The sequence below is a fragment of the Streptomyces sp. NPDC002926 genome (genome assembly GCF_053591755.1).
Window position 1 is genome coordinate 1 of sequence record NZ_JBSFUK010000004.1, and the last position, 21,032, is coordinate 21,032.

The window sequence follows — 21,032 nt, forward strand, 5'->3', positions numbered from 1 at the left end:
GTCAAAAAAACCGCGTGTTTAAAAATTTTTTTGTAACGGGCGGGGGTTTTACGGCCCCTTGCCCCCCACCCGGGGGCCGCCCCCCCCGCGCCCCCCCCGCCGCAAAACCCTCAGACCTGGCAGAACGGAACGTTCAGTGCAGGACTTTCAAACATGACTCAGAACAGCACCCGCGCCAGCGCCGAACGCGCCGCGGTCACCCGCGGGTCGTCCGGGCCGACGACCTCGAAGAGGTCGAGCAGCCGCACCCGCGCCGCGTCCCGGTCCTCGCCCGCCGTGCGGCGCACCGTCTCGACGAGCCGGCCGAAAGCGTCCTCGACATGACCGCCGACCAGATCGATGTCGGCCGCGGCGATCTGCGCGTTCACATCGGCCGGGTTCTCGGCCGCTTCCTGGCGGACCTTCTGCGGGTCCATGTCCCGTACGCGGGCGAGGAGCTCGGCCTGGGCGAGGCCCAGCTTCGCTTCCGTGTTGCCGGGATCGTCGGAGAGCACGTTCTTGTACGCCTGGACCGCACCGCCGAAGTCGCCCGCGTCCAGCGCCTGTACGGCGGCTTCCAGCAGGGCGTCGTACGGCCCTTCGGGCACCGGGGCGGGGGCCGTCGGCGTCTGGGCACCGGAGGCGTCCTGGTCGACCGCGACACCGGTGAGCCCGAAGCGCTCCTCGGCCACCTGGATCAGCTGGTCGAGGGTGCCGCGGATCTGGGTCTCGGGCGCCGCGCCCTGGAAGAGCGGCAGGGCCTGGCCGGCCACCACCGCGAAGACCGCCGGGATGCCCTGGATCCCGAACTGCTGCATCAGCATCTGATTGGCGTCGACGTCGATCTTGGCGAGGACGAACCGGCCGTTGTACTCCTGCGCCAGCCGCTCCAGCACCGGGCTGAGCTGCTTGCACGGCTCGCACCACTCGGCCCAGAAGTCGATGACGACCGGGACCTCGGCGGAGCGCTGGAGGACATCGCTCTCGAAGCCCGCCTCATCGACATCGATCACCAGGCTGGAAGGGGGTACGGCTTGGCCGCCGCCCTGGCGGGCGGCCTCGGCGCGCGCCTGTTCCGCCTTTGCCTTGGCCTCACCGGCCGCCTTCACCGCGGCGAGGTCGACGACGCCGCTCATGGACATGTTCCTAGGCTGCATGAGTACATCCTCCCCCCTCCACGCGCGCATGTGAAAAATACGGCCAAGAGACCGCTGTACTGGCCAAAATGTTCGACACTGGGTCCCCACCCGGTGTCAGTGGTTGTCGCTCTGAGCCGGTCAAGGCTTTCGCTACGAGTCGTAGCGTATCTGCACCAGCCCGGCGGCGTGTGAGAAACCTCCGGTGAACTGGCTCACAGCGAAACACCTACCCGCCGGTATGGTCGCCGTCATGTGCAGCCACACCAGCCCCAAAGCCATGCGTAGGGGCCGTACGGGACGCCCCCGCAGCGCCGAGGCCGACGTCGCGATCCTCGACGCGACCCGGGCGGCGCTCGTCGAGCTGGGCTGGTCGAAGCTGACGATGGGCGATGTGGCCACCCGTGCGGGAGTCGCCAAGACCACGCTCTACCGCCGCTGGACCAACAAGAGCGAGCTTGTCGTCGACGCCGTCGCCATACTCTTCGACGAGCTCGAACTCCCCGACCTCGGCAGCCTGATGGCCGATGTGGAGGGCGTGGTGCTGCAGTTCGCCGCACTGCTCGCGAGGCCCGAGGCCAAGACCGCGCTGATGGCGGTGGTCGCGGAATCGACGCGGGACGACGCGCTGCGCGGCCGTATCCGCTCGGCGATCGTCGACCGGCAGAAGCGGCTGGTCCTGGAGGGCCGGGCCCGCGCACAGGCCCGCGGCGAGCTGCCTTACGAGGAGGACCCGGAAGCGGCGGCCCGCAACGCGGACCTGATCTTCGATGTGATCGCGGGTGCGGTCGTCCACCGGGCACTGGTCAGTGCCGAGCCCGTGGACGAGGAGTGGGCGCGCACCTTCACGACACTGCTGGTGTCGGGGCTGGGCTCACTTCGGGGCTGAAGCCCGAGGGCCCGGACCGCCATTGGCCCGGGCCCTCGGTTCTCGGCTGTCAGAAGCCGGGCGGCTCGGTGTACGTGCCCCACTCGTCCCGCAGCGCGTCACAGATCTCGCCCAGCGTGGCCTCCGCGCGGACCGCGTCCAGCATGGGCGCGATCATGTTGGAGCCGTCCCGCGCGGCGGTCAGCATCGCGGCCAGCGAGGACCGTACGCGGGCGTCGTCCCGGCCGGTCCTGCGGTCCGCCAGGACCCGTACCTGCTCGCGCTCGACCTCATGGCTGACCCGCAGGATCTCCAGGTCTCCGGTGACAGAACCGTGGTGGACATTGACGCCCACGACCCGCTTGTCGCCCTTCTCCAGGGACTGCTGGTAGCGGAAGGCTGACTCGGCGATCTCGCCGGTGAACCAGCCGTCCTCGATACCGCGCAGGATGCCGGAGGTGATGGGACCGATGGGGTGCTGACCGTCGGTGTGCGCCCGGCGGCCGCGCTCCTTGATCTGGTCGAAGATCTTCTCGGCGTCCGCCTCGATGCGGTCGGTGAGCTGCTCGACGTACCAGGAACCGCCCAGCGGGTCGGCGACGTTGGCGACGCCGGTCTCCTCCATCAGCACCTGCTGAGTACGCAGCGCGATCTCGGCGGCCTGTGCGCTCGGCAGCGCGAGGGTCTCGTCCAGGGCGTTGGTGTGCAGGGAGTTGGTGCCGCCGAGGACCGCGGAGAGGGCCTCGACCGCGGTGCGGACCACGTTGTTGTAGGGCTGCTGCGCGGTGAGCGAGACACCCGCGGTCTGGGTGTGGAAGCGGAGCCACTGCGCCTTGTCGGTCTGCGCGCCGTACTCCTCCTTCATCCAGCGCGCCCAGATCCTGCGTGCCGCACGGAACTTGGCGATCTCCTCGAAGAAGTCGAGGTGCGCGTCGAAGAAGAAGGAGAGGCCGGGCGCGAAGGTGTCCACGTCCAGGCCGCGGCTCAGGCCCAGTTCGACATAGCCGAAGCCGTCGGCGAGCGTGTACGCGAGCTCCTGCGCGGCCGTCGCTCCGGCTTCGCGGATGTGGTAACCGGAGACCGACAGCGGCTTGTACGCGGGGATGCCCTGCGCGCAGTGCTCCATCAGGTCGCCGATCAGGCGCAGATGCGGCTCGGGCTGGAAGAGCCACTCCTTCTGCGCGATGTACTCCTTGAAGATGTCGGTCTGCAGCGTGCCGTTGAGCACGGCAGGGTCGATGCCCTGGCGCTCGGCGGCGACGAGATACATGCAGAAGACCGGGACGGCGGGCCCCGAGATCGTCATCGAAGTGGTGACATCACCGAGCGGGATGTCCTTGAAGAGGACCTCCATGTCGGCGGCGGAGTCGATGGCGACGCCGCAGTGGCCGACCTCGCCCAGCGAGCGCGGGTCGTCGGAGTCGCGGCCCATGAGTGTCGGCATGTCGAAGGCGACGGAGAGCCCGCCGCCGCCGTTGGCCAGGATCATTTTGTAGCGCTCGTTGGTCTGCTCGGCATTGCCGAAGCCGGCGAACTGGCGGATGGTCCAGGTGCGGCCGCGGTAGCCGGTCGGGTAGAGCCCGCGGGTGAAGGGGTACTCACCGGGCCAGCCGATCCGCTCGAAGCCGTCGTACGTGTCGCCGGGCCGGGGCCCGTATACGGGCTCAACCGGGTCACCGGAGAGCGTGGTGAAGTCCGCGTCCCGCTTGCGGGCCTTGTCAAAACGGGCCTGCCAGCGTCGGCGGCCTTCCTCGATGGCGTCAGCGTCCATACTCTGAATTTACTAGGACGTCCTAGTAAATGTCGATGGGAGACGGCCGCGAGCCTTGCTCGCGGCCGTGGGAATGCCGGTGCCGGTTACGCCTCGGCGGTCGCCGCTTCGGCGTCCATGACCAGGGGACGGATCTCGCGGGTGACCTTCGGCTCGACGAAGAAGGAGGCCACGGGGATGCAGCCGGCGGCCAGCACCCAGAGCAGCTTGCCGAACGGCCACTTCGCCTTGGAGCCGAGATCGAAGGCGAAAATCACGTAGATGATGAAAAGCACACCGTGGATCTGCGAGATCAGCATGGTGTCGCCGACCTCGAACCCGTACTTCGCGATGATCGCCGCGGTGAAGACCAGCAGCCACACGGCGGTGACGTACGCCATCACCCGGTAGCGGGACAGCACGCTCTGTTTCATGGCAACGAGCGTAACCGGACGCAAAGGGCGATCTTCGTCCGGGTGGTGCGGGCCGCCGCTCGCTCTACTTCTCGTCGAAGTCCTGGGCCGAGACCCGCAGCGGGCGCAGCATCGCGAAGATCTCCGCGCACTCCTCGGCGTCGTACGCGCCGAGCCCGAAGTCCATCTCCATCAGCGCGCGGGTGGCCGCCTCCACGACCTCCCGGCCCTTCTCCGTGATGGAGGCGAGCGTGCCGCGCCCGTCGTTCGGGTTGGGCCGCTTGTCGACGAGACCGGACCTGACCAGCCGGTCCACCGTGTTCGTCACCGAGGTCGGGTGGACCATCAGCCGCTCGCCGATCTTGGACATCGGCAGCTCACCGGCCTTGGAGAAGGTGAGCAGCACCAGCGCCTCGTACCGCGCGAAGGTCAGTCCGTACGGCTTGACGACGGCGTCGACCTCCGCGAGCAGGATCTGGTGCGCGCGCATGATCGAGGTGATCGCGGCCATCGAGGGCACAGGACCCCATCGCTGCCGCCAGAGCTCATCGGCTCGGGCGATGGGATCAAAGGGAAGACTGAGCGGCTTCGACACGGCACCGACCCTACCGACTGGTCATATGGCGGTCAGCCCCGTCTCGCACTTCGGTCCTCCTGGCCTCGGCGACCAGGAGCAGACAGCAGAGAGTCCCGACCGCCCCGGCCCCGGCGACCACCGTGCCCACGGAGAAGAACTCCGCCGCGACCCCGGCCAGCACCATGCCGACGCCCTGGATCGTCATCAGTCCGGCGGTGAGCAGGGTCATGGCCCGGCCGCGCAGCTCCGGGGGGACCGCCTCGATGAACCATCGGTCGACTCCCAGGGTGTACGCGGAGCCGGCGCCGGCCGCCACCAGCACGAGCAGCGCCCAGCCGAGACCGGGTGTGAGGACGTAGGCGAGGAGTGGCAGCAGGGTGACGGCTGCGAGGGGCAGAGCGATACGGGCACGGGAGGCGGGGCCGAGCGCGGACCCGGCGTACAGCTCACCGGCGATCGTGCCGACCGGCAGCGCGCACATGAGCAGCCCGAGGCCGGCCGGACCGATGCCGATCTCGTCCGCGTACGGGGTGGCGAGAACCTCCGGCGCGACGCTGAACATGGGCGGCACCCAGAAGAGCAGCATCAGCACGCGGAGCCTGCGGTCGGCGAAGATCTGCCGCGCACCGGAGAGCGAGGACCGCAGCAGGGCGCCGCTGTCGCCGCCTCTGGCCGGGCGCCTCCTCGTACCGAAGCGGAGGAGCAGCGCCGAGCCCAGGAAGGTGCACACGGTGACGACGAGGGCGCCGCGCGGGGGTACGACTGCCAGCAGCAGCCCGCCGAGCCCGAACCCGGTGAGCACGGCGCTCTGCGACACGATGCGCAGCAGCGAGCGGCCGAGAACGTAGAGGTCGCCGTCGCCGAGGATGTCGGCGAGGGTCGCCGTGCGGGTGCCGTTGAAGACGGGTGAGACCGCGGCGATGAGGCAGCGCAGCACGAGCAGTGCGGCGACGGGCGTCACGGGCAGCGCCATGGCGGCGGCGCACGCCGCGCACAGCAGATCGCACACGACGAGCACCCGCCTGGCGGGGTACTTGTCGGCGACCCCGGCGAGCAGGGTCCCGCCGACGAGGTAGGGCAGAAACCCGAGCGCGAAGGTGAGGGAGCTGAGCAGGGGCGAGGCGGTGAGCCGGTAGACGAGGACGGTGAGCGCGATCTCGCTGACGACGACGCCGAGGAGCGACATGAGATGCGCGACGAATACGGCGCGGAACTCGCGTACCTCAAACACGGCCCGATAGCCGGGGCCGGTACCGGAGCTCCCGTGCCGCGAACCCCCGTTGCCGGCCGGACGCTCGGCCTTCGCCGCACTGGTGCGGGGCGCGGCACCTTCCGGCGGGGCGAAGCCTCCGCCGTCCGGTTCGGACATCTGCACCTCGGGCCGGGCGGAGACGGCACCGGGGCGGGGCACGCCGGGGTCCGGGCCGGTGGAACCGGGGTCCTGCGGCGCGGCGGCGCCGCGGGGGGCCGGGAGCCCGGCGACGGGTTCGGGGAGGGGCGGCAGGGCGAGAGGCGTCGGCCCGCCCCCTTCCCGGGGCACTGCGGCGGCGGCCCCCGCGGGACCGCCCTCGGGGGCCGGCGGCGGCGGGTCTTCCGTGAGGTTCTCTTTCGGCATGGCCCACAGCCTGCCGATGCCCTCGCGCCCCGCCTAAACTTTCGGCAGCAGCCGAATCTTCCGAGGTGATCATGCCGTCCTACATGCACTTCGGCGAAGACGATCTGCTGCGGATCCGGTTCGCCGTCTCCCCCCTCTGGGAGACTCAGAGCGCCGTACGCATCCTCAAACGGCCCGACCGGCACGGATATCACCTGCCCTGGCTGCGCCGGATCCGCCGGACCGCCGACGAGCTCGATCTCACCGCCCTGTGGCTGCTGATGCCGCAGCGCGGGCACAGCCCGGACTTTCTCGGGCCGCCGCCCATCGGGCCCGCCGCCTCCTTCGAGGAGGAGATCGCCGCCGTACGCCGCGCCGATCCCGAGGCCGCGCGGCACGACATGGCGTGGGCGCTCTCCTGCACCCCGGGGGCGTCGGACTCACCACAGGGGCGGGCCTTCGTCGCCGATCCGGCGCGGGCCGTCCGGGAGCTCGCCGATGCCATGGAGTGCGCCTGGCACACGCTCGTCGAGCCGGACTGGCCGCGGCTGCGCGCACTTCTCGAGGCCGATGTGGCATTCCATTCGCGGCGGTTGGCGGAGACCGGCCTCGAGGGGCTCTTCGCCGATCTCCACCCCCGGCTGCGCTGGAGCGAGGGCACTCTGGTCCTGACCACGCCCGGCGACCATGTTCGCGACCTCGGCGGGCAGGGCCTCATGCTGCTGCCCAGTGTCTTCTGCTGGCCCGACGTCGTGACCGGATTCGAACCGCCCTGGCAGCCGACCGTCGCCTACCCCGCACGCGGTATCGGCGCGCTGTGGGCGCAGCCCACGGGCTCCGCGCCCGAGGCGCTGGCGCGCCTGCTCGGCGCCAAGCGCGCCGCCGTGTTCCTCGCGCTCGACGAACCCGCGGGGACGACCGCGCTCGCGCAGCTCCTCGGCCTCGCGCCGTCCTCCGTGTCGGCGCACCTCTCGGTGCTGCAGGACGCGGGGCTGCTGACGGCCCGCCGCTACGGCCATCAGGTGCTGTACGAGCGAACGCCGTTGGGTATCGCGCTCGCGGTGTCGTCGCACCCCGTGGCGCCCTGACCGTCGGCCCGGCGCTCCGCGTGGTTTCAGGCGGAGAGGTGTCGTTCGACGGTCTCCACCTTGGAGCGGAGACCGTCGGTGACGCCGGGGCGGATATCGGCCTTGAGGACGACGGAGACGCGTGGCGCGCGGGCCTCGACCGCGGCGACGGCGCGCTTGACGACGTCCATCACCTCGTCCCAGTCACCCTCGACCGAGGTGAACATCGCGTCGGTGCGGTTGGGCAGGCCGGATTCACGGACGACCCGGACGGCGTCGGCGACATACTCACCGACGTCCTCGCCGACACCCAAGGGCGTGACGGAGAAGGCGACGATCACGCGTCGACCACGCTCTCGCGGCGGGCACGGGAGGCGATGACCTCGTCCTCGGCCGCGCGCTTGAGCTTGCGCTCGGCGAGGAAGCCCCCGAAGGGGAGCACGGAGAGCACGAAGTAGAAGGCCGCGGTCTTCGCCTCCCACTTGGTGCGGTTCCAGGCGTCCAGCCAGAAGATCACGTACAGGATGAAGAGCACGCCGTGGACCGCGCCCATCACCGGGACCGCGTTGAACTCCGTTGTGCGCTTGAGCACCGAGCAGACAAGGAGCAGGAGGAAGGAGACGGCCTCCGGCGCGGAGACCAGACGGAGGCGGTGGAGGGACGAGGCGGTCTTGATGTCCACGGAAACACCTTCTGGGAGGGGGGCATTGATCTTGTGAACGCGCTCACAAGCGCTCCCCCATTGTGGCAGCCATCTTCGCGAGGACCTTGCCGGGGTCCGTGTCGGGGTCAATGTCGGGGTCCGGATCCTCCCAAAGGAGCTGTTCGCGCAGCGCACCGGCCGATAACGTCGCTCCGTGGCAATGTTCCGACTCCAAGGCAGCAAGGTGCTCGCCGTCGATATGACCGGCGACGCCGTCAAAGCGAAGAACGGCTCGATGGTCGCCTACGACGGCCAGATGGCGTTCAAAAAGATGTCCGGCGGCGGTGAGGGCATCCGCGGGATGGTGACCCGCCGACTGACCGGCGAACAGATGACGATGATGGAGGTGAAGGGGCAGGGCACCTGCTACTTCGCCGACCGGGCGTCCGAGATCAACCTGGTGAACCTGCACGGCGACAAGCTCTATGTCGAGGCGAGCAATCTGCTCTGCACCGACGCCGGGCTGCGCACCGGGACGACCTTCACCGGGCTGCGCGGCGGGGCGAGCGGCAACGGCCTGTTCACCACGACCGTCGAGGGCACCGGCCAGGCGGCGATCATGTCGGACGGCTCGGCCGTGGTGCTGCGGGTGACACCCCAGTACCCGCTCTCCGTCGACCCCGGCGCCTACATCGCGCACCAGGGCAATCTGCGGCAGGACTTCCAGTCCGGCGTGACCTTCCGGACCATCCTGGGCGAGGGCGGCGGCGAGGCGTTCCAGATCCGCTTCGAGGGCGACGGACTCGTCTACGTACAGCCCAGCGAGCGCAACACCATCGGGGGCGACGTCTGATGCCGTTCCGCGAGATCAACTCCAAGATGGTCGAGGCGACGGTCGCCCCCGGCCAGAAGATGTTCAGTCAGCGCGGCGCGATGCTCGCGTACAAGGGCGAGGTTTCGTTCACGCCGAATATCCAGGGCGGCCAGGGCGGCCTGGCCTCGATGATCGGGCGGCGGGTGGCCAATGAGGCCACGCCGCTGATGACGGTCGAGGGCAGCGGCACGGTGATGTTCGGCCACGGCGGCCATCACATCCAGGTGATCCAGCTGACCGGCGACACCCTGTACGTCGAGGCGGACCGGCTGCTCGCCTTCGACGGGACGCTGCAGCAGGGCACGATGTTCATGGGCTCGCAGGGCGGGGTCATGGGCATGGTGCGCGGCCAGGTGACGGGCCAGGGCCTGTTCACCACGACGCTCAAGGGCCATGGCGCGGTCGCGGTGATGGCGCACGGCGGGGTGATCGAGCTGCCGATCACTCCGGGGCGGGCGGTCCATGTGGACCCGCAGGCGTATGTCGCGCACCACGGCGACGTACGCAACAAGCTCTCCACCGCGCTGGGCTGGCGCGACATGGTGGGGCGCGGCTCGGGCGAGGCCTTCCAGCTGGAGCTCAGCGGCAGCGGTGCGGTGTACGTCCAGGCGTCGGAGGAGAAACTGTGAGCGCGCCCGTGATTTTCGACCCGATGACGCTGCCGAGCGACGACAACGTCAACGCGTACACCTTCTGCGTGGAGCTCAAATCCAGCCAATGGTTCCTGCAGAAGGGGAAGATGATCGCCTACTACGGGCGCATCGACTTCAACGGCATCGGCCACGGCCGGCTCGACCGGCTGCTGCGGACCTCATTCCACTCGCCGCTGCACGCGAGCGACTGGGTGGTGGCGGAGGGCAGCGGCAAGATGCTGCTCGCCGACCGCTCCTTCGACGTCAACTCCTACGATCTGGACAACGGCAATCTCACGATCCGCTCCGGCAATCTGCTGGCGTACCAGCCGACGCTGGCGCTGAAGCAGTCGATCGTGCCGGGCTTTCTGACGCTGATCGGTACGGGCAAGTTCGTGGCCGCCTCCAACGGCCCCGTCGTCTTCATGGAGCCGCCGATCAGGGTGGATCCGCAGGCGCTGGTGGGCTGGGCCGACTGTCCGTCACCCTGCCACCACTACGACCACGGCTATATGACGGGCGTGATGGGCGGGGTGCGGGCGCTGACGGGGATCGGCGGGGCCTCGGGCGAGGAGCACCAGTTCGAGTTCGTCGGAGCCGGCACGGTACTTCTGCAGTCGACGGAGGCGCTGATGGCCGAACAGGCGACGGGCGCCGTGCCGCAGGCCGCGGGAGTTCCGGGCGGCCACGGCGGGGCGGGCGCGCCCGGTCAACACGGGGCGGCACCGCGCCTTCCCGGCCAGCTGGGGGACCTCCAGCGTCGCTTCGGCCTGTGAACGGTAGTCTGCGGAGTGTGACGTCGAACGCCTGCACCCTTGTTCGCGACTCCGGTCGCGCGCCGGGTGCCGGGCGTCACACTCCCTGTTTTCGTCCGTCTTTCAACTTCTTAGGTAGAATCCATATATGGAGACCGAGACGGCCACCAGCTGGCTTACCGACGACGAGCAGTGCGCCTGGCGCACCTATCTGGACGTCAACCGACTGCTGACGTACCAGATGGAGAAGGACCTCCAGCCGTTCGGCCTGACCAACAACGACTACGAGATCCTGGTCAACCTCTCCGAGTCTGCCGACCGGCGGATGCGGATGAGCGACCTCGCCGCGGCCACGCTCCAGTCCAAGAGCCGCCTCTCGCACCAGATCACCCGCATGGAGAACGCGGGGCTGGTACGCCGGGAGAACTGCGAGTCGGACCGGCGCGGGCTGTACGCGGTCCTGACCGATCAGGGCATGGAAACGATGCAGAAGGTCGCGCCGCACCATGTCGCGTCCGTGCGCAAGCACTTCATCGACATGCTCTCGCCGGAGGCGCTTGCGGATCTACGCGAGTCACTCTCGCCGGTCGCCGAGAACCTGCGCGGGCGGCGCGGCAAGCCGTAGCCCCTCGGGCCGGTCGGGAGCGGGCCTGTGGGGTGCGAGCCCGTCGTGTGCGGGCCTGCCGGGAGCGGGCCTGTCGGGTGCGGCGGGTGGCTCGAACAGCGCACCGCCCGCCGCCGGTTGACAGCCGTTCAGCCCTCGGTGATGCCCGCCACCAGTTCGTCCGCGGCGCGGTACGGGTCCAGCTCACCCGCCACGATCCGTTCCGCCAGAGCGCCCAGGCGGCGGTCGCCGTGCAGGTCTCCGATCCGTTCCCGCAGCGCCGTCACCGCGATGGTCTCCACCTCACCGGCCGCGCGGCGCGCACGGCGTTCGGCGAGGACGCCGCGCTCCTCCATCCACGCGCGGTGCTTCTCCAGCGCCTCGACGACCTCGTCGATGCCCTCGCCGCGCGCCGCGATCGTCTTCACGATCGGCGGCCGCCAGTCGCCGGGGCCGCGGGACTCGCCCAGACCGAGCATGTGGTTCAGCTCGCGGGCCGTCGCGTCCGCGCCGTCCCGGTCCGCCTTGTTGACGACGTACACATCGCCGATCTCGAGGATGCCGGCCTTCGCCGCCTGAATGCCGTCGCCCATACCGGGCGCCAGCAGCACCACCGAGGTGTCCGCCTGCGAGGCGATCTCCACCTCCGACTGCCCCACACCCACGGTCTCGACCAGGATCACGTCACAGCCTGCCGCGTCCAGTACCCGGATCGCCTGCGGGGCGGCCCAGGCCAGACCGCCGAGGTGTCCGCGCGTGGCCATCGAGCGAATGTAGACGCCCGGGTCGGACGCGTGTTCCGACATCCGGACCCGGTCGCCGAGCAGCGCCCCGCCCGAGAAGGGCGAGGAGGGGTCGACGGCCAGGACACCGACCCGCTTCCCGGCCCGCCGGTACGCGGACACCAGCCCCGACGTGGACGTCGACTTGCCGACACCCGGCGAACCGGTCAGGCCGACGACATACGCCCCGCCCGCCAGCGGAGCGAGCGCCGCCATCACCTCACGCAGCTGCGGTGACGCCCCCTCCACCAGCGAGATCAGCCGGGCGACAGCCCGCGGCCGGCCTTCCCGCGCCTGGGCCACCAGCTCGGGGACGTCCACCATTGCCGCTCCGTTCGATCGGTTGTGTACGAGGGTTACTTGCCCGGGACGCGCACGATCAGCGCGTCACCCTGCCCGCCACCACCGCACAGCGCGGCCGCGCCGACGCCGCCGCCACGGCGCTTGAGCTCCAGCGCCAGGTGCAGGACCACCCGCGCGCCGGACATGCCGATCGGGTGACCGAGCGCGATCGCGCCGCCGTTGACGTTCACCTTTTCCGGGGACACCCCGAGGTCCTTCATTGACTGCACGGCAACCGCCGCGAAGGCCTCGTTGATCTCGATGAGGTCGAGGTCCTCGACGCCGAGACCCTCCTTGGTCAGCGCGTGCTGGATGGCGTTGGACGGCTGCGACTGGAGGGAGTTGTCGGGTCCGGCCACGTTGCCGTGGGCGCCGATCTCCGCGATCCACTCCAGGCCCAGCTCCTCGGCCTTGGCCTTGCTCATCACCACGACCGCGGCGGCGCCGTCGGAGATCTGCGAGGACGTACCCGCGGTGATCGTGCCGTCCTTGGCGAACGCGGGACGCAGCTTGCCCAGCGACTCGACCGTCGTCTCGGCGCGGATGCCCTCGTCCTTGGCGAAGACCACCGGCTCGCCCTTGCGCTGCGGAATCTCGACGGGCGTGATCTCCGCCTCGAAGATGCCGTTCTTCTGAGCGGCCGCGGCCCGCTGGTGCGACAGCGCCGCGATCTCGTCCTGCTCCGGGCGGGCGATGCCGAGCCTGGTGTTGTGCTTCTCCGTCGATTCGCCCATGGCGACGTTCTCGAAGGAGTCGGTCAGACCGTCGTACGCCATCGAGTCGAGCATCTCGATCGCGCCGTACTTGAAGCCCTCGCGCGACTTCGGCAGCAGGTGCGGCGCGTTGGTCATGGACTCCTGGCCGCCGGCGACGATCACATCGAACTCACCCGCGCGGATCAGCTGATCGGCCAGTGCGATGGCGTCGAGCCCGGAAAGACAGACCTTGTTGATGGTGAGCGCGGGGACGCTCATCGGGATGCCGCCCTTGACCGCGGCCTGCCGGGCCGGGATCTGGCCCGCGCCGGCCTGCAGCACCTGGCCCATGATCACGTACTGCACCTGATCACCGCCGATGCCCGCACGGTCCAGCGCCGCCTTGATGGCGAAGCCGCCGAGATCGGCTCCGGAGAAGGACTTGAGCGAGCCGAGCAGCCTGCCCATGGGCGTTCGGGCGCCCGCGACAATCACTGAAGTGGTACCGGTCGTTCCAGACATGAGGCACGGCCCCTTGGATGAGGAGTGAACGAGGGTTTACTTCAATGTACTGAGCGGTACGGTCCCCGGTCACCGGGCAGCCGGTGTGATCGCGCGCACGTTGCGTAACCACCGTCCGGGGCGTTGCACTGGAGCCATGCTGACGCGAATCGACCACATCGGGATCGCCTGTTTCAACCTCGACAAGACTGTGGAGTTCTACCGGGCCACATACGGCTTCGAGGTCTTCCACTCCGAGGTCAACGAGGAGCAGGGCGTAAGGGAAGCCATGCTCAAGATCAATGAGACGTCCGACGGCGGCGCCTCCTACCTCCAGCTCCTGGAGCCGACCCGCGAGGACTCGGCCGTCGGAAAGTGGCTGGCCAAGAATGGTGAGGGCGTCCACCACATCGCCTTCGGCACCGCCGATGTGGACGCGGACGCGCAGTCCATCCGGGACAAGGGAGTACGCGTTCTCTACGACGAGCCCCGTATTGGCTCCATGGGCTCCCGTATCACTTTTCTCCACCCCAAGGACTGCCACGGCGTTCTCACCGAACTCGTCACCTCTGCAACGGAGCACTGACCTCCGGATTCCCGGCCCGGTAGAGTAGGCGGTTCCGGGCCGGGGCCGGGCCGGGGCCGTGCCGCGTCCCCTCCGTTGATCTGTCACCATTCCCCGGGGGGCCGTTCGCCGGCGAACGGTGCTCGTACGGAGACAGTTGCGACCAGGGGACGGATGGGACCGCGCAGTGCGGGGCTACGAACGCCAGGAGAGCCACCGAGCTGACGACGACCACCTCTCGCGGTTCGAAGCCGAGATGGACCGGCTGAAGACCGATCGGGAGAAGGCCGTCCAGCACGCCGAGGACCTCGGCTATCAGGTCGAGGTATTGCGCGCCAAGCTCCATGAGGCGCGCCGCAACCTCGCGTCTCGTCCTGCCTACGACAGCGCCGACATCGGCTACCAGGCCGAGCAATTGCTCCGTAATGCCCAGATTCAGGCCGACCAGCTGCGCTCGGACGCCGAGCGCGAGCTGCGAGACGCCCGCGCGCAGACCCAGCGCATCCTCCAGGAGCACGCCGAGCACCAGGCACGCCTCCAGGCAGAACTGCACTCCGAGGCGAACCAGCGCCGCCAGCGCCTGGACCAGGAGCTGGCCGAGCGCCGGCAGACCGTCGAGGCGCACGTCAACGAGAACGTCGCCTGGGCCGAGCAGCTGCGCGCCCGCACCGAGGCACAGGCCCGCCGGCTCCTCGACGAGTCCCGCGCCGAGGCCGAGCAGTCCCTGGCCGCGGCCCGCGCCGAGGCCACCCGGGTCGCCGAGGAGGCCCGCCAGCGGCTCGGTTCCTCGGCGGAGGCCGCCCGTGCCGAGGCCGAGACGATCCTGCTGCGCGCCCGCAAGGACGCCGAACGCCTGCTGAACGCCGCGTCGAACCAGGCGCAGGAGGCCACCTCCCACGCCGAGCAGCTGCGCTCCTCCACCTCGGCCGAGTCCGACCAGGCCCGCCAGCAGGCCGCCGAACTGAGCCGCGCCGCCGAGCAGCGGATCCAGGAGGCGGAGGAGAAGCTGCGCGAGGCCCGCGCGGAGTCCGAGAAGCTCCTGGCCGAGGCCAAGGAGTCGGCGGCCAAGCAGCTGGCGTCGGCCGAGTCGGTCAACGAACAGCGCACCCGTACCGCCAAGGCGGAGATCGCCCGGCTGGTCGGCGAGGCCACCAAGGAATCCGAGGCGGTCAAGACCGAGGCCGAGCAGGCGCTCGCGGATGCCCGCGCCGAGGCCGAGAAGCTGGTCGCCGAGGCGGGCGACAAGGCTCGTACGATCGCGGCCGAGGATTCCGCAGCGCAGCTGGCCAGGGCGGCCCGCAGCGCCGAGGAGGTACTGACCAAGGCCTCCGAGGACGCCCGGCAGACCACCCGCAAGGCGGGCGAGGAGGCCGAGCGGATCCGCCGCGAGGCCGAGGCGGAGGCGGACCGGCTGCGCGGCGAGGCCGCCGAGCAGGCCGACCAGCTCAAGGGCGCGGCCAAGGACGACACCAAGGAGTACCGCGCCAAGACCGTCGAGCTGCAGGAGGAGGCGCGCAGGCTGCGCGGCGAGGCCGAGCAGCTGCGCTCCGAGGCGGTCGCGGAGGGCGAGCGGATCCGCGGCGAGGCCCGCCGCGAGGCCGTGCAGCAGATCGAGGAGGCGGCGAGCACCGCCGAGGAGCTGCTGACCAAGGCGCGGACCGACGCGGACGAACTGCGTTCCACGGCGACCACCGACAGCCAGCGGGTCCGTACCGAAGCGATCGAGCGCGCCACCACGCTGCGCAAGCAGGCCGAGGAGACCCTGGAGCGCACCCGCGCCGAGGCCGACCGGCTGCGCGCCGAGGCCGAGGAGCAGTGCGAGGGCGTCAAGTCCGCGGCCGAGCAGGCGGCGGCCGATCTGCGCGAGGAGACCGAGCGCGCCATCGCGGCCCGGCAGGCCGAGGCCGCCGACGAGCTGACCCGGCTGCACACCGAGGCCGAGTCGCGCCTCGCCGCCGCCGAGCAGGGCCTGAGCGACTCCCGCGGCGAGGGCGAGCGGATCCGCCGCGAGGCCGCGGAGGAGACCGAGCGGCTGCGCGGCGAGGCGGCCGAGCGGATCCGTACGCTCCAGGCGCAGGCCGAGCAGGAGGCCGAGCGGCTGCGCAACGACGCCGCCGCCGACGCCTCGGCCACCCGCGCCGAGGCCGAGAACGTCGCGGTACGGCTGCGCACCGAGGCCGCCACCGAGGCGGAGCGGCTCAAGACCGAGGCACAGGAGAGCGCCGACCGTCTGCGGGCGGAGGCCGCCGCCGCCGCCGAGCGCGTGGGCGCCGAGGCCGCCGAGGCGCTCGCCGCCGCCCAGGAGGAAGCCTCCCGCCGCCGCCGGGAGGCCGAGGAGATCCTCGACTCCGCACGCAGTGAGGCGAATCAGGAGCGCGACCGGGCCCGGGAGCAGAGCGAGGAGCTGCTGGCCTCGGCCCGCAACCGGGTCGAGGAGGCGCAGACCGAGGCGCATCGCCTGGTCGAGGAGGCCGACCGGCGCGCCACCGAGATGGTGTCCGCGGCCGAGCAGACCGCCCAGCAGGTCCGGGACTCCGTCAATGGGCTCCACGACCAGGCCGAGCAGGAGATCGCCGGGCTGCGCTCGGCCGCCGAGCACGCCGCGGACCGCACCAGGACCGAGGCCCAGGAGGAGGCGGACCGGGTCCGCGCCGACGCGTACGCCGAGCGCGAGCGGGCCGCCGAGGACGCGGGCAGGCTGCGCGCCAGGGCCCAGGAGGAGACCGACGCCGCCAACGCGCTCGCGGAGCGGACCGTCGGGGACGCGATCACCGAGACTGACCGGCTGCGCGCCGACACCGCGGAGTACGCGCAGCGGGTACGTACCGAGGCGGCGGACGCCCTCGCCTCCGCCGAGCAGGACGCCTCGCGCGCCCGCGCCGAGGCCCGCGAGGACGCCAACCGCATCCGCTCCGACGCCGCCGCCCAGGCCGACCGGCTCATCGGCGAGGCGACGAGCGAGAGCGAGCTGCTGCGCACCGAGGCGGCGGAGGCGCTGTCCGGCGCCGAGTCGGCCGCGGCCCGGCTGCGCGCCGAGGCCGAGCAGGTCAAGGCCCAGGCCGAGGCCGAGGCGGAGCGGCTGCACGCCGGGATCCGTGCCGACGGCGAGCAGATTCTGGACGACGCGCGTCAGGCCGCCGACAAGCGCCGCGGTGACGCGGCCGCCCAGGCCGACCAGCTGATCTCCGAGGCGAGCGGTGAGGCGGAGCGGCTGCGCGCCGAGGCCGCCGAGACGGTGGGCTCGGCCCAGCAGGCCGCCGAGCGCATCAAGTCCGAGGCCCGGAAGATCGGGGCGGACGCCGAGGAAGCGGCCGAGCGGATGCGTGCGGAGGCCAGGGCGGAGGCGGACCGGACGGTGGACGAGGCGCGCGAGGCCGCGGCCAAGCGCCGTGCCGACGCCGCGGAGCAGGCCGACCAGCTCATCAACAAGGCTCAGGAGGAGGCACTGCGCGCGGCCACCGAGGCCGAGGCGCAGGCCGACACCATGGTGGGTGCGGCCCGCAAGGAGGCCGAGCGGCTGGTCGCCGAGGCGGTCGTCGAGGGCAATTCCCGGGTGGAGAAGGCCCGTACGGACGCCGACGAGCTGCTGGTCGGCGCGCGCCGGGACGCGACCGCCATCAGGGAGCGGGGCGAGGAGCTGCGGGCCCGGGTCGAGGCCGAGATCGAGGAACTGCACGAGCGCGCCCGCCGCGAGACCGCGGAGCAGCTGAAGTCGGCCGGCGAGCGCGTCGACAAGCTGGTGAAGGCCGCGACCGAGCAGCAGGCCGAGGCCGAGGCGAAGGCCAAGGAGCTGTTGTCCGAGGCCAATTCGGAGGCCGGCAAGGTCCGGATCGCCGCGGTGCGGAAGGCTGAGGGGCTCCTCAAGGAGGCCGAGCAGAAGAAGGCCGACGTGTTCCGGGAGGCCGAGCGGCTCAAGGCGGAGTCCGAGGCCGAGGCCGAACACACGGTTACGGAGGGCAAGCGGGAGCTCGACGTGCTGGTGCGCCGCCGCGAGGACATTCAGGCGGAGATTTCCCGTGTCCAGGATGTGCTCGAAGCGTTGGAGTCCTTCGAGGCGCCGTCCGGGGGCAACAAGGAGAATGGCGTCAAAGCGGGCGCGACAGCGGGGGTTACACGTTCGAGTGGCAAGTCATCCGAGACCTAGCCACTCAAAAGGCTGGACATTCTCCAGATCAAACCGGCATCCGCTCGATGACACGCCGCTTCGGCCCCTAGGATTCCCCCTATCACCTCACCGGTCTCATTCGACAGGAACCCCATGAGCGACACTTCCTCCCCCTTCGGCTTCGAGCTCGTGCGGCGTGGTTACGACCGCGGTCAGGTGGATGACCGCATTACCAAACTCGTCGCCGACCGTGACAGTGCTCTCGCCCGAATCACCTCTCTGGAAAAGCGCATCGAGGAGCTACACCTCGAGACGCAGAACGCCCAGGCCCAGGTCACCGACGCGGAGCCGTCGTACGCCGGTCTCGGTGCGCGCGTCGAGAAGATCCTCCGCCTCGCCGAGGAGGAGGCGAAGGACCTGCGCGAGGAGGCCCGTCGCGCCGCCGAGCAGCACCGTGAGCTCGCCGAGTCCGCCGCCCAGCAGGTGCGCAACGACGCCGAGTCGTTCGCCTCGGAGCGCAAGGCGAAGGCCGAGGACGAGGGCGTCCGTATCGTCGAGAAGGCGAAGAGCGACGCCTCTACACTGCGTACCGACGCGCAGAAGGACGCGCAGTCCAAGCGCGAGGAGGCGGACGCGCTCTTCGAGGAGACCCGCGCCAAGGCCGCCCAGGCCGCCGCGGACTTCGAGACGAACCTCGCCAAGCGCCGCGAGCAGTCCGAGCGCGACCTGGCCTCGCGTCAGGCGAAGGCGGAGAAGCGCCTGGCGGAGATCGAGCACCGCGCCGAGCAGCTGCGCCTGGAGGCCGAGAAGCTGCGTACGGACGCGGAGCGCAGGGCCCGTCAGACGGTGGAGACCGCGCAGCGCCAGGCCGAGGACATCGTGGCCGACGCGAACGCCAAGGCCGACCGGATCCGCAGCGAATCGGAGCGCGAGCTGGCGGCGCTCACCAACCGCCGCGACTCGATCAACGCGCAGCTGACCAACGTCCGCGAGATGCTGGCCACGCTGACCGGTGCGGCTGTGGCCGCCGCCGGCTCCCCCGCCGACGACGAGCCGGTCTCCCGCGGCGTCCCGGCGCAGCAGTCCCGCTGAGTACGCACTCACTCATCGGGTACGCCGCGTAGGTCAAGGACCTGTCGAGCCCCCCGCCACTCCAGTGGCGGGGGGCTTTGCGCGCCTTTAGCGTGGCCGCATGATTGAGCTCGAGGGCCTCACCAAACGCTTCGGCAGCCTGACCGCGGTCGACCATCTGTCGTTTCAGGTGAGACCTGGTGTGGTGACGGGTTTCCTGGGCCCGAACGGCGCCGGCAAGTCGACGACGATGCGGATGATGCTCGATCTCGACAACCCGACCAGTGGCTCGGTGCGGATCGACGGCAGGCACTACCGCGACCTCGAGGAACCGCTGAAGTACATCGGCGCGCTGCTGGACGCCAAGGCGATGCACGGCGGGCGGAGCGCGTACAACAACCTTCTCTGTCTCGCCCAGTCGAACCGCATCCCCGCCTCGCGGGTCGCCGAGGTCCTGGACACCGTCGGACTGACCCAGGTGGCGAAGAAGAAGTCCAAGGGCTTCTCGCTCGGTATGGGCCAACGGCTGGGAATCGCCTCCGCGCTGCTCGGCGATCCGGAGATCCTGATGTTCGACGAACCTGTCAATGGTCTGGACCCCGAAGGAATTCACTGGATCCGCAATCTGATGAAGACCCTTGCATCGGAAGGACGGACGATCTTCGTCTCTTCGCATCTGATGAGCGAAATGGCCCTCACCGCCGACCACTTGATCGTGATCGGGCAGGGAAGACTTCTGGCCGACACATCAATGGCGGATTTCATCCATGAGAACTCCCGCAGTTACGTGCGGCTCCGTTCACCGCAGCAGGAGCGGTTGCGCGATGTGCTGCACGAGTCGGGGTTCATTCCGGTCGAGTCGGGCAACGGCATGCTGGAGGTCGACGGCGCGACCACCGAGCAGCTCGGTGAGCTGGCCGCCCGGCATCAGCTCGTTCTGCATGAACTGAGCGCCCAGCGCGCTTCCCTGGAGGAGGCCTTCATGCGGATGACCGCGGGCTCGGTCGAATACCACGCGCACTCGACCGACGAAGGAGCGCCGCCGCCGGTCCGGCAACCGGGTCTCCAGTGGGGCCGGAGCTACCAGAGCAGCAAGGGGGCCTGACCCATGGCCTCGGTACCCGCCGTCCTGCAGTCCGAGTGGACCAAGATCCGTACGGTCTCCTCGACCACCTGGACGCTGGTGAGCGCCCTCGTCGTCACTGTCGCGATGGGCGCCGCGCTCAGCGCGCTGCTGAAGTCGACCTTCGACGATCTGCCGAGGCAGGAGCAGCTCACGTTCGACCCGACCTTCATCAGCTTCTCCGGGATGGTCCTGGGCCAGCTCGCGATGGTGGTCTTCGGGGTCCTGGTGGTCGGTACGGAGTACAGCTCCGGCATGATTCGTACCTCGCTCGCCGCCGTACCGCAGCGCGCCACCTTCATGTTCAGCAAGATCACGGTGGCCACGGGGCTGGCGCTGGTGGTCGGCATGGCGACCAGCTTTCTCTCCTTCTTCCTGGGCCAGGCACTGCTGGGCGATCTCCGTACGGACATCGGTGCCGACCATGTACTGCGCGCGGTCATCGGCGGCGGGCTCTACATGGGGTTGATCGCGCTCTTCTCGATGGGCGTGGCGACGATGCTGCGCAGCTCGATGCTCTCGCTCGGCATCCTTATGCCGTTCTTCTTCCTGGTCTCGCAGATCCTCGCGTCCGTGCCGAAGGCGAAGACGGTCGCTCGCTACTTCCCCGACCAGGCCGGCTCCAAGATCATGCAGGTGGTGCCGGATGCGATGGGCAGCGACAGGGCCCCGTACGGGCCGTGGGGCGGGCTGGGCATCATGGTCCTCTGGGTGGTCGCGGCGCTGCTGGGCGGCTATCTGGTGCTCAAGAAGCGGGACGCGTAGGCGGCTGCGGGCGGGTTCACGCAGCTCACGGCCCCGCTGGAGGCTCGCCCCGGCCACGCCGACCGATCAAAACCCGACACCATAGCGTTACGGCTTGGCCGGAACCGTCAAGGCACGGATATCCTCCTAACTCTTACGGGGGTGTACGGCCGGATGGCCTGGGCCCCGACGACCCGAAAGTCGATGGGGCT

General features: G+C 70.2%; 20 protein-coding genes. 11 read left to right on the top strand and 9 right to left on the bottom strand.

Features of this window, described 5'->3' with window-relative positions; genetic code table 11:
* Positions 1-158 precede the first annotated feature (158 nt).
* Positions 159-1,136, bottom strand: coding sequence for a tetratricopeptide repeat protein (locus ACWDZ6_RS09080; RefSeq protein WP_389178056.1), 978 nt, complete (start codon positions 1,134-1,136; stop codon positions 159-161).
* Between the two features lie 220 nt (positions 1,137-1,356).
* On the opposite strand from ACWDZ6_RS09080, the gene ACWDZ6_RS09085 reads away from it, so the two are divergent.
* The gene (locus ACWDZ6_RS09085; RefSeq protein WP_406733745.1) at positions 1,357-2,004 is read left to right on the top strand and encodes a TetR/AcrR family transcriptional regulator; all 648 of its coding nucleotides are present in this window, start codon (positions 1,357-1,359) and stop codon (positions 2,002-2,004) included.
* A 49-nt stretch (positions 2,005-2,053) separates the two neighbouring features.
* Here the strand turns inward: ACWDZ6_RS09085 and ACWDZ6_RS09090 are convergent, their stop codons facing one another.
* The 4 genes from ACWDZ6_RS09090 to ACWDZ6_RS09105 all read right to left on the bottom strand — a co-directional run bounded on the left by ACWDZ6_RS09090 (position 2,054) and on the right by ACWDZ6_RS09105 (position 6,092).
* Positions 2,054-3,754 carry an acyl-CoA mutase large subunit family protein gene (locus ACWDZ6_RS09090; RefSeq protein ID WP_451502355.1) on the bottom strand — a complete coding sequence of 567 codons (1,701 nt, stop codon included), beginning with the start codon at positions 3,752-3,754 and terminating at the stop codon, positions 2,054-2,056.
* 86 nt (positions 3,755-3,840) lie between these two features.
* A complete protein-coding gene (locus tag ACWDZ6_RS09095) occupies positions 3,841-4,167 on the bottom strand; it encodes a DUF3817 domain-containing protein (protein ID WP_326652673.1) in 327 nt (108 codons plus the stop codon).
* 64 nt (positions 4,168-4,231) lie between these two features.
* Entirely contained in the window at positions 4,232-4,741 is a 510-nt protein-coding gene (locus ACWDZ6_RS09100) for a MarR family winged helix-turn-helix transcriptional regulator (RefSeq protein WP_451502356.1), read from the bottom strand.
* A 10-nt stretch (positions 4,742-4,751) separates the two neighbouring features.
* Entirely contained in the window at positions 4,752-6,092 is a 1,341-nt protein-coding gene (locus ACWDZ6_RS09105; protein WP_451502677.1) for an MFS transporter, read from the bottom strand.
* Between the two features lie 317 nt (positions 6,093-6,409).
* Between ACWDZ6_RS09105 and ACWDZ6_RS09110 the strand changes: the two genes are divergently transcribed.
* Positions 6,410-7,405 carry a DUF5937 family protein gene (locus ACWDZ6_RS09110; protein WP_451502357.1) on the top strand — a complete coding sequence of 332 codons (996 nt, stop codon included), beginning with the start codon at positions 6,410-6,412 and terminating at the stop codon, positions 7,403-7,405.
* 26 nt (positions 7,406-7,431) lie between these two features.
* Here ACWDZ6_RS09110 and ACWDZ6_RS09115 read toward each other — a convergent pair whose 3' ends face one another.
* Positions 7,432-7,725 carry an MTH1187 family thiamine-binding protein gene (locus ACWDZ6_RS09115; protein WP_451502358.1) on the bottom strand — a complete coding sequence of 98 codons (294 nt, stop codon included), beginning with the start codon at positions 7,723-7,725 and terminating at the stop codon, positions 7,432-7,434.
* Positions 7,722-8,066: a DUF3817 domain-containing protein gene (locus tag ACWDZ6_RS09120; RefSeq protein WP_451502359.1), complete on the bottom strand. Its 345-nt coding sequence runs from the start codon at positions 8,064-8,066 to the stop codon at positions 7,722-7,724. Before ACWDZ6_RS09120 ends, ACWDZ6_RS09115 begins: the two co-directional genes overlap by 4 nt.
* Before the next feature lie 181 nt (positions 8,067-8,247).
* Here ACWDZ6_RS09120 and ACWDZ6_RS09125 point away from each other — a divergent pair, with 181 nt between their 5' ends.
* From ACWDZ6_RS09125 to ACWDZ6_RS09140, 4 genes are all read left to right on the top strand, one after another.
* Positions 8,248-8,880 carry an AIM24 family protein gene (locus ACWDZ6_RS09125; protein ID WP_326655404.1) on the top strand — a complete coding sequence of 211 codons (633 nt, stop codon included), beginning with the start codon at positions 8,248-8,250 and terminating at the stop codon, positions 8,878-8,880.
* Positions 8,880-9,530, top strand: a complete 651-nt coding sequence (locus ACWDZ6_RS09130; protein ID WP_451502360.1) for an AIM24 family protein — start codon at positions 8,880-8,882, stop codon at positions 9,528-9,530. Before ACWDZ6_RS09125 ends, ACWDZ6_RS09130 begins: the two co-directional genes overlap by 1 nt.
* Positions 9,527-10,309, top strand: coding sequence for an AIM24 family protein (locus ACWDZ6_RS09135; protein ID WP_366733201.1), 783 nt, complete (start codon positions 9,527-9,529; stop codon positions 10,307-10,309). Before ACWDZ6_RS09130 ends, ACWDZ6_RS09135 begins: the two co-directional genes overlap by 4 nt.
* 127 nt (positions 10,310-10,436) lie before the next feature.
* Positions 10,437-10,913 carry a MarR family winged helix-turn-helix transcriptional regulator gene (locus ACWDZ6_RS09140; RefSeq protein ID WP_366733202.1) on the top strand — a complete coding sequence of 159 codons (477 nt, stop codon included), beginning with the start codon at positions 10,437-10,439 and terminating at the stop codon, positions 10,911-10,913.
* 128 nt (positions 10,914-11,041) lie between these two features.
* Here ACWDZ6_RS09140 and meaB read toward each other — a convergent pair whose 3' ends face one another.
* Entirely contained in the window at positions 11,042-11,998 is a 957-nt protein-coding gene (meaB, locus tag ACWDZ6_RS09145; protein WP_366733203.1) for a methylmalonyl Co-A mutase-associated GTPase MeaB, read from the bottom strand.
* Between the two features lie 32 nt (positions 11,999-12,030).
* Entirely contained in the window at positions 12,031-13,233 is a 1,203-nt protein-coding gene (locus tag ACWDZ6_RS09150; protein ID WP_451502361.1) for an acetyl-CoA C-acetyltransferase, read from the bottom strand.
* Between the two features lie 136 nt (positions 13,234-13,369).
* Here ACWDZ6_RS09150 and mce point away from each other — a divergent pair, with 136 nt between their 5' ends.
* From mce to ACWDZ6_RS09175, 5 genes are all read left to right on the top strand, one after another.
* Entirely contained in the window at positions 13,370-13,798 is a 429-nt protein-coding gene (mce, locus tag ACWDZ6_RS09155; protein WP_351455594.1) for a methylmalonyl-CoA epimerase, read from the top strand.
* Between the two features lie 166 nt (positions 13,799-13,964).
* Positions 13,965-17,921 (top strand): polarized growth protein Scy, encoded by a 3,957-nt coding sequence (gene scy, locus ACWDZ6_RS09160; protein ID WP_451502362.1) that lies wholly within the window; start codon positions 13,965-13,967, stop codon positions 17,919-17,921.
* Positions 17,922-18,035: 114 nt separating this feature from the next.
* A complete protein-coding gene (locus ACWDZ6_RS09165; protein ID WP_326652660.1) occupies positions 18,036-18,974 on the top strand; it encodes a coiled-coil domain-containing protein in 939 nt (312 codons plus the stop codon).
* A 100-nt stretch (positions 18,975-19,074) separates the two neighbouring features.
* Positions 19,075-20,058: an ABC transporter ATP-binding protein gene (locus tag ACWDZ6_RS09170; protein WP_326652659.1), complete on the top strand. Its 984-nt coding sequence runs from the start codon at positions 19,075-19,077 to the stop codon at positions 20,056-20,058.
* Positions 20,059-20,061: 3 nt separating this feature from the next.
* Positions 20,062-20,841, top strand: a complete 780-nt coding sequence (locus ACWDZ6_RS09175) for an ABC transporter permease (RefSeq protein ID WP_451502363.1) — start codon at positions 20,062-20,064, stop codon at positions 20,839-20,841.
* Positions 20,842-21,032: the final 191 nt, after the last annotated feature.